The following is a 7,982-nucleotide window of genomic DNA, read 5'->3' on the forward strand; positions in this document are numbered from 1 at the left end:
CGATGTCGGCTCATCACATCCTGGGGCTGAAGCCGGTCCCAAGGGTATGGCTGTTCGCCATTTAAAGTGGTACGCGAGCTGGGTTTAGAACGTCGTGAGACAGTTCGGTCCCTATCTACCGTGGGCGTTGGAGACTTGAAGGGGGCTGCTCCTAGTACGAGAGGACCGGAGTGGACGTACCTCTGGTGTTCCGGTTGTCACGTCAGTGGCACAGCCGGGTAGCTATGTACGGTCGGAATAACCGCTGAAAGCATCTAAGCGGGAAGTCCACCCTGAGATGAGGTCTCCCTGGACCTTCGAGGTCCCTGAAGGCTCGTCGTAGACTACGACGTTGATAGGCTGGGTGTGGAAGCGCAGCAATGTGCGGAGCTAACCAGTACTAATTGGCCGTGAGACTTGACCATATAACACTCAAGCGATTTGTGAGCACGTTGGGTTCCGTGGTATGAACCCAGCGCGCGGACGCAATAACCCCCTCGTTTGGACAAACCTTCCCGCGGCTAACTGAGATACGCCGTCAAGAGGTATCCAACTCGGTTTTGCCTGGCGGCCATGGCGAGCGGGAACCACCCGATACCATCCCGAACTCGGAAGTGAAACCGTTCAGCGCCGATGATAGTGTGGGAGATCCCATGCGAAAGTAGGACACCGCCAGGCGCCTATAGGAGCCCCTGCATGATGGCCATGCAGGGTTTTTTTGTGGCACGACAGCAAACGGTCCGGAGGTGGTCTCTTTTCACCGCGCGTACTCGAATGCCATGGCTGTCGAGTCCACCGTGCTCATTATCGTGACGCTTTCGCTTTCCATGCCATAGCGGAGAAGCCGTAAAAACTACGGAGGTCAAATCATGTCTCTACGTATCAACGATACCGCTCCCGATTTCACAGCCGAGACTACACAGGGAACGATTCGCTTTCATCAATGGATTGGAGACGGCTGGGCGATTTTATTTTCGCACCCCAAGGATTTCACCCCGGTGTGCTCGACCGAGCTGGGTTACATGGCTGGACTCAAGCCGGAATTTGAGAGGCGCCACTGCAAGATCCTCGGCCTGAGCGTCGACGCGGTAGGCGATCACGAGAGATGGGCAAAGGATATCGAGGAGATCCAGGGGCACGCTCCGAATTACCCCTTGATCGGTGATACCAATCTCGAGGTCGCGAAGCTGTACGATATGCTGCCCGCCGAGACGGCGGGAGGCGCGCCCGGGCGGACCGCGGCGGATAACGCAACCGTGCGCTCGGTGTTCGTAGTCGGGCCAGACAAGAAGGTCAAGGCGATGCTTATCTATCCGATGAGCACGGGACGCAATTTCGACGAGGTGTTGCGCCTACTCGACTCGGTTCAGTTGACCGCGAAGCACAAAGTGGCCACGCCCGTGAATTGGAAGCCGGGCGAAGATGTGATCATCGTGCCTGCGGTCTCTGACGAGGAAGCAAAGCAGAAATTCCCGCAAGGATGGACAGCGAAGAAGCCATATATACGGGTCGTACCACAACCGAAATAATGCGTGATGAGGGCGTTGGAGGCAGCCCGTGGTGCGGGATCGGAGCGGTGACGGAGGGGGGCCGGCCAGCCTTGCAAATCGCTCGCTCCCAGTCCGCGGCACGTGGCCGAGCGCCCGCGCCACATCGTCGTCACCTCGTTATATCGAAATGGCATTCAGATCGACCTCTGGCGTCGAGCGCCGGTGTGGCGGGCATGCGCTCGTCATCGCCTGATCATACGCCGCGTCGTGCGCCGGCACACTTTTGGATCCTGCGCGAGGGTGAGGCGGGCCCATACCGGGTCCACGGCGCGTCGCGTACCGCGCCCCGTGGATCGTCGAACGCAATCTGGGGTAAGCTACCGACCATCCGATCGGAGGAAATGCAACGTCATGCCAGTCTCAGAAACGCCCCACATCGGCCGAATGGCGAGCCGGGCTCTGCGCGCGCCTTTGCGAACCATTGCTCTCCGGAGGACCATCGTGACACTTGTCATGCTCGCCGGCACGGCGGCAGAGGCACAGGCCCCGCGGCCGCCTATCGATTCGGAGCACACCCCGTCGGGGATCGGCATGCAGGCGGGGAGCGCACTGGCGACCATCGCCTACTTCCCCTTCAAAGCGGTCACGGCGATCGGTGGCAGTGTCGTGGGCGGGCTGGGCTACCTGTTCTCGGGAGGTAGCAAGTCGGCCGCGAACGCCGTGTGGGTGCCGAGCGTGTACGGCACCTACATCATCACGCCCGACCACCTTGCGGGACGTAAACCCGTACAGTTCTTCGGCAAGGCACCCAGCCAGCCCGCGACGCAAAGCCCGCGCCCGGCACGCTGACGCAGCGCCGCCGCATGGCTGCGCGGCCTTGGAGCCGTGTATCGGTCGATCAGCAGTCGGGTGTCGGCTATCCGCTATCACCTGTCAGCTGTCAGCTGTCGGCGGGAGGTCCGGGGTTTTTCGGGCGCTCTTCCGCCTCTCCAACCTCCGCCCCGCAAGATGGTAGGATGGCCGCCCATGCTGCTGATGATCGACAATTACGACTCGTTCACCTACAACCTGGTGCAGTACCTGGGCGAGCTCGGCGCGGATGTGCGGGTCTTCCGCAACGATCGGATCGGGCTTGCGGAGATCACGGCGCTCGGCCCGGAGCACATCGTCATCTCGCCCGGCCCCTGCACCCCAAACGAGGCCGGGATATCGGTGCACGTCATCGAGCATTTCAGCGGAAAGGTCCCGATCCTGGGCGTATGCCTCGGGCATCAGGCCATCGGCCAGGCCTTCGGCGGTCGCGTCGTTCACGCCGGCGCCGTCATGCACGGCAAGACCTCCCCCATCCATCATCGCGGCGCGGGTGTGTTTCACGGCCTTGTCGATCCCTTCCAGGCGACCCGCTATCATTCGCTGGTCATCGACCGTGAGGGCCTCCCGGATTGCCTGGAGATCACCGCGTGGACCGAGACGCCGCAGGGCGAGATCGACGAGATCATGGGCGTCCAGCACCGCCACCTGCGGGTCGCCGGCGTGCAGTTCCACCCCGAGTCGATCATGACCGAGCACGGTCACGCACTCCTGCGGAACTTTCTCATACACGCCTGACACGTGCCGCCCCGCGCGTGTGGCCCGCAAGGGCAAGTCCGATGGATATCCGTTTCGCGCTCTCCCGCCTTTCGCAGGGACAGTCCCTCTGCCACGAGGAGATGACCCGGGCCATGGAGGCGATCATGGGCGGTCAGGTCGCAGCGGCGCAGCTGGCTGGATTCCTCATGGGCTTGAGCGCCAAGGGCGAGACCGCCACCGAGATCAGCGCGGCCGCGCAGGTCATGCGGGGTTTGTCCGTTCCGGTGGAGGCCACCTCGCAACACCTCGTGGACACCTGCGGGACCGGCGGCGACGGCGCCGCTACCTTCAACATCTCGACGACCGCGGCCTTCGTCGTGGCGGCCGCGGGGGGAAGAGTCGCCAAGCACGGCAATCGTTCGGTCTCCAGCCGCTCCGGGAGCGCCGATGTCCTGGAGGCGGCGGGCGTGAGCCTCGACCTCGGCCCCGAGCAGGTCGGGTGGTGCATCGACAAGCTCGGGATCGGATTCCTGTTTGCGCCCCGCCACCATCTGGCCATGCAGCACGTCGGCGCGGTACGGCGCGAGCTCGGCGTGCGCACCGTATTCAACCTGCTCGGCCCCCTGGCGAATCCGGCCCGCGCCGCGCGCCAGCTCCTCGGCGTCTACGGCCCGGAATGGGTGCCGCGCATCGCCGCGGTCCTGCGTAACCTCCAGAGCGAGCACGCCCTAGTGGTACACGGGGAAGATGGGCTGGACGAGATCAGCATCGGTGCCCCGACCCGGATCGCCGAGCTCCGTGACGGCGAGATCCACAGCTACCGGCTGGCGCCCGAAGACCTTGGGCTGGCACGCGCCGCGCCCGGCGCGCTCGTGTGTCACACTCCGGCGGAGAGCTTGGCGATGATGCAGACGGTCCTCGACGATGTCCCGGGGCCCGCTCGCGATGTGGTGCTGATCAATGCCGGCGCCGCCCTGTATGTCGCGGGTGTCGCCCACGACCTCGGCGAGGGTCTGGCGCGCGCCCGCGAGGGGCTGGCCCAGGGCCGGGCGCGGGGCAAGCTCGAAGCGCTGGTGGCCATGACGCAAGCATTCGCATCCGCCGGCGTCCCGGGCGCCGCCGAAGCGCCGCGCTAGCTAGCCCGGATCTCTCACCACGGCCCGCCAGATCGTTCGGATCGGCGGACGCCGTCCTTGTTGAAATCCCCGGCCGCCTCAGCGAGCTCCGCACCCAATCCGATAGGAGGGTGTACCCTCGAACAGGTACTTACCCATAGCGGCTATAGACTTACCCCGACCGAAGCTATCCGTCCATCACTGCCCGTGCCTTCGGCCCCACACCGAGGTTATGAGCGCTAGCCGCATGTACAGCAAGGTGCGGCGCCACCAATCCGATCTTTAAGCCTGCCGAGACGCATCGCTTGGCAATCTCCGGCCTGCAATTCATCAAGAGAATGCAGGCTCCCGCCTTGGCTGCCCGTCGATTGAACACCCTCAACCAGGCAAGGCCGGAGTCGCGCAGCTTCCGTACCCCGCCGAGATCAAAGAGGTAAGTATGGTATCGATTGTGTTCCAGTTGGCAGGTCTGCCAAAGATCGAAGGCCAAATGCATGTCGAATGGGCCTGTCACCATGACCCTCAGGACACCGCTGTCAACGAATGTATGGATAGGTCGCATTGCGCTATGCCTGCTTTGAGTTCATTGCGATCGGGGGTGGCTGAGGGCGGCGCCGCTCGAAGGAGATTGTTTGGCGCGGTTTCGCTTCGTTGACCTTTATATTGTGGCCGTGTACCTCCTTGCAATTGAGCTCCACGATAGCCCCTCGGGCTCCTTCGTCAGGCATATGAACGAACGCAAACCCGAGCGATTCACCGGAATACCGATCGGTGACGAGATCGACAGAGTCGATTTTGCCATGCTGTTCGAACAGCTTTCGGATCTCCTCTTGGGTCGTGCCGAGGGACAAATTTCCTACATATATATTCTTGGACATTGGTGCATCCCTCCATAACCGCCTCGATAGCGGACACATTAAATCAGGGTCTTCCGACTGTGTTAGTCGGATGGCCGACCGTCGCCGTGTGGCTCCAATTCGGAGCGGAGGGTATTGGACGAGAGATTCAGGGAGGAGCGGTGATTGGAAGCGCTATTCCGCGAAAAGGGTCATCAAACGCCCTAAGTTACGACACTTCAACGCGGCGTAGGCTATCACGTCTGGATCACTTAGTCAAACGGTTTCCGCACCTATGTCGTTTGGGCTGACCCTGGCCGGGCGCCGGGGCTGCCGGGTGATGCAAAGGCTGGCATCCGGTGCCCGGGTACGAGCCCGCCGGCGCCGGTCAATCCTATTGCATGAGGCGGCGCCGCGAGGTGTACGCTTTCCCGGGGGGAGAAAGGGGTCTTATCCTTCCTACAACCCTGAGCTTGATTAGAGCGCGAGTTGGCACACGGCTTCATGTGCCTGCCGGTCGCTGCATCTTGACCGGCACAGGTGCATTCGTACCCTGCTCCGAATGCCCGCTTCTACGTCACCCCGTGGCATCAGGACACCTAATTGACGATGGCTTTTCTTATAAAATCAGATATAATCGGACCAGCCTAAGGACATCGTTTGATGCTCGGCATTCTGCAACACATCGTACAACAAGTCAATGGGGCGCCCAACCTCCATGACGCCCTTGTTATCATCGTGCACCGGGTCAAGGAAGCGATGGCTGTTGATGCTTGTTCCGTCTATTTGAAAAACGCAACTACCGACCGCTATGTCCTTATGGCGTCCGACGGATTGAATCCTGAGTCCGTCGGCAGGGTCCATCTGTCCCCTAAAGAGGGTCTCATCGGCCTGGTTGCAGCCAGCCAGGAACTGGTCAATCTAGAGAACGCCGCCGATCACCCAGGCTACCGCTTTGTCCCTGAGACGGGAGAAGAACGCTACCACAGCTTCCTCGGGGTGCCGCTCGTGCATTTTCGTAAGCTGCTGGGGGTGCTGTGCATCCAGCGGCGCGCACGACAGCTCTTCGCCAAGGATGAGGTGGCCTTTCTCGTCACACTTGCGGCCCAGCTTGCGGACGCCCTGAGCTCGGCATCCCCGGACGGCGTGATCACCGTCCTGCGGAACGAGAGGTTCCTTAGCGTTAGTTTTAACCAGGGACTGCCCGGTGCCCCCGGGATCGCCATCGGGACGATCGTCCTACCCTCGCCGTTCGGAAAGATCGAGTCAGTCAGGGATCGCCGGCCTCAGGACATTACCGTAGAAGAAGCGGCCTTTCGAGAGGCCGTGAGCACCGTGCAAGAGGAGCTACACAAAAGCGCAGTGCTCGTGGCGACCAGACTTCCCAGTGAGGCCCGCGCCATTTTCGACGTCTATGCGCTCCTGTTGGGCAGTGACAGCCTGGTGGAGAATACGGTCACGCGGATCCGGGCTGGCAATTGGGCACCCGGCGCACTGCGAGACACGATCGCCGAATATTCCCGGGCCTTCGATGAGATGGAAGACCCCTACCTCCGGGGTCGGGCAGAGGACATCCGCGCCGTCGGCCATAGCATCCTTTTGCAGTTGCAATCCGATGTGCGTGAACCACGCGAGTATCCGGAACGTAGTATCTTGCTGGGTGATGAGGTCAGTCTTGCACGTATTGCCGAGGTCCCGGCGGACCGACTCGCGGGGATCGTGTGCCTACGTGGTTCGATCCTTTCCCATATCGCGATCGTCGCCAAGGCCCTGGGTGTTCCTGCCGTCATGGGTCTCGGGCATTTTCCCGTCGGGGACCTGGAGGGCCGCCCCATTGTGGTCGATGGCCATCAAGGGCGGGTCTTCATTGACCCTTCCCCGATGGTCCTCGAGGAGTTTGAAAGGCTACTTCGAGCAGAGAAGGAGGTCGCGGTCACGCTACGGAAAGCCCGGGATCTGCCGGCGGAAACACCGGACGGGTTCACGGTGCAGCTCAACGTGAATATAGGCCTGTTAGCGGAGACCAACGTGGTAGCGGACAGCGGCGCAGAGGGCGTGGGGCTATACCGTACCGAATTCGCTTTTATGATGCGTCACGCCTTTCCCGTGGAGGAAGAGCAATACCACGTGTACCGCAAGATACTGCAATCCTTCGCCCCAAGACAAGTCACGATGCGCACCCTGGACGTGGGCGGAGACAAGCGTTTGCCGTACTATCCCATGCAGGAAGACAACCCGTTTCTGGGCTGGCGAGGGATCCGCTTCACCCTGGATCATCCCGAGATCTTCATACTCCAGCTTCGGGCCATGCTAGGGGCCAATGCGGGTCTCAACAACCTACGCGTCCTTTTTCCTATGGTAAGCCAAGTCAATGAGATCAAGGAGGCCCGGGAGTTACTGGATCGGGCGCACCATGAGCGCCTTCAGGAAGGGAAGGACTCCGCTATGCCGCCGGTAGGTATGATGATCGAGGTGCCATCGGCGCTCTACCAGGTTCCGGCGCACGCCAAGCACGTTGATTTCTTTTCCATTGGCACCAATGATCTCACGCAATACCTGCTGGCCGTGGACAGGAACAATTCGAATGTCGCGAGGCTCTACGACGGCCTACACCCGGCGGTACTGCGGGCAGTGCGTGCGGCGGTTCGGGACGGGCGACGCTGTGGTAAACCGGTCAGCGTCTGTGGCGAGATGGCGGGCGATCCGGCCGCGATGATCCTGTTGCTCGGGATGGGCGTCGATACTTTCAGTATGAGCGCTGGAAGCCTCCCGCGGGCTAAATGGGTGATCCGGAGTATTGCCAAGACGAATGCGCGAGCGGTTCTCAGGGAGGCACTGCGGATGGACAACGCCGACGATATTCGCCAGAGGCTGAATAGCGAGCTCGAAGGGCTCGGTCTCGGTGGGTTGATCGGGCCGCGTAAATAAGATGATACCTGCTGCCAAGTCGGTCGTCGCCATGATGTACTCCAATCTACGAATATGGCGCTCAA

At 61.6% G+C, this 7,982-nt stretch carries 6 protein-coding genes and 2 rRNA genes; 7 read left to right on the forward strand and 1 reads right to left on the reverse strand.

Annotated features, from left to right (window positions below):
• From M3461_15460 to trpD, 6 genes are all read left to right on the forward strand, one after another.
• A 23S ribosomal RNA gene (locus M3461_15460) occupies nt 1-404 on the forward strand; the annotation flags it as partial.
• A gap of 138 nt (nt 405-542) precedes the next feature.
• Nucleotides 543-657 (forward strand): 5S ribosomal RNA (gene rrf, locus M3461_15465).
• Nucleotides 658-848: 191 nt separating this feature from the next.
• Nucleotides 849-1,508 carry a peroxiredoxin gene (locus M3461_15470; protein MDQ3775641.1) on the forward strand — a complete coding sequence of 220 codons (660 nt, stop codon included), beginning with the start codon at nt 849-851 and terminating at the stop codon, nt 1,506-1,508.
• A 372-nt stretch (nt 1,509-1,880) separates the two neighbouring features.
• Nucleotides 1,881-2,318, forward strand: a complete 438-nt coding sequence (locus tag M3461_15475; protein ID MDQ3775642.1) for a hypothetical protein — start codon at nt 1,881-1,883, stop codon at nt 2,316-2,318.
• Nucleotides 2,319-2,495: 177 nt separating this feature from the next.
• Nucleotides 2,496-3,077: an aminodeoxychorismate/anthranilate synthase component II gene (locus M3461_15480; protein ID MDQ3775643.1), complete on the forward strand. Its 582-nt coding sequence runs from the start codon at nt 2,496-2,498 to the stop codon at nt 3,075-3,077.
• Nucleotides 3,078-3,118: 41 nt separating this feature from the next.
• The gene (trpD, locus tag M3461_15485) at nt 3,119-4,174 is read left to right on the forward strand and encodes an anthranilate phosphoribosyltransferase (protein ID MDQ3775644.1); all 1,056 of its coding nucleotides are present in this window, start codon (nt 3,119-3,121) and stop codon (nt 4,172-4,174) included.
• Between the two features lie 545 nt (nt 4,175-4,719).
• Here the strand turns inward: trpD and M3461_15490 are convergent.
• Nucleotides 4,720-5,004 carry an RNA-binding protein gene (locus M3461_15490; protein ID MDQ3775645.1) on the reverse strand — a complete coding sequence of 95 codons (285 nt, stop codon included), beginning with the start codon at nt 5,002-5,004 and terminating at the stop codon, nt 4,720-4,722.
• A 648-nt stretch (nt 5,005-5,652) separates the two neighbouring features.
• Between M3461_15490 and ptsP the strand changes: the two genes are divergently transcribed.
• The gene (gene ptsP / locus M3461_15495; GenBank protein MDQ3775646.1) at nt 5,653-7,917 is read left to right on the forward strand and encodes a phosphoenolpyruvate--protein phosphotransferase; all 2,265 of its coding nucleotides are present in this window, start codon (nt 5,653-5,655) and stop codon (nt 7,915-7,917) included.
• The last annotated feature ends 65 nt before the right edge of the window (nt 7,918-7,982 follow it).

It is taken from the genome of Pseudomonadota bacterium (assembly GCA_030860485.1).
Classification (GTDB): domain Bacteria; phylum Pseudomonadota; class Gammaproteobacteria; order JACCXJ01; family JACCXJ01; genus JACCXJ01.

Excerpts from the sequence above, each read along its gene's own strand:
- M3461_15470 (MDQ3775641.1), top strand. The coding sequence starts at position 849 with ATGTCTCTACGTATCAACGATACCGCTCCCGATTTCACAGCCGAGACT.
- M3461_15475 (MDQ3775642.1), top strand. The coding sequence starts at position 1,881 with ATGCCAGTCTCAGAAACGCCCCACATCGGCCGAATGGCGAGCCGGGCT.
- M3461_15480 (MDQ3775643.1), top strand. The coding sequence starts at position 2,496 with ATGCTGCTGATGATCGACAATTACGACTCGTTCACCTACAACCTGGTG.
- trpD (MDQ3775644.1), top strand. The coding sequence starts at position 3,119 with ATGGATATCCGTTTCGCGCTCTCCCGCCTTTCGCAGGGACAGTCCCTC.
- ptsP (MDQ3775646.1), top strand. The coding sequence starts at position 5,653 with ATGCTCGGCATTCTGCAACACATCGTACAACAAGTCAATGGGGCGCCC.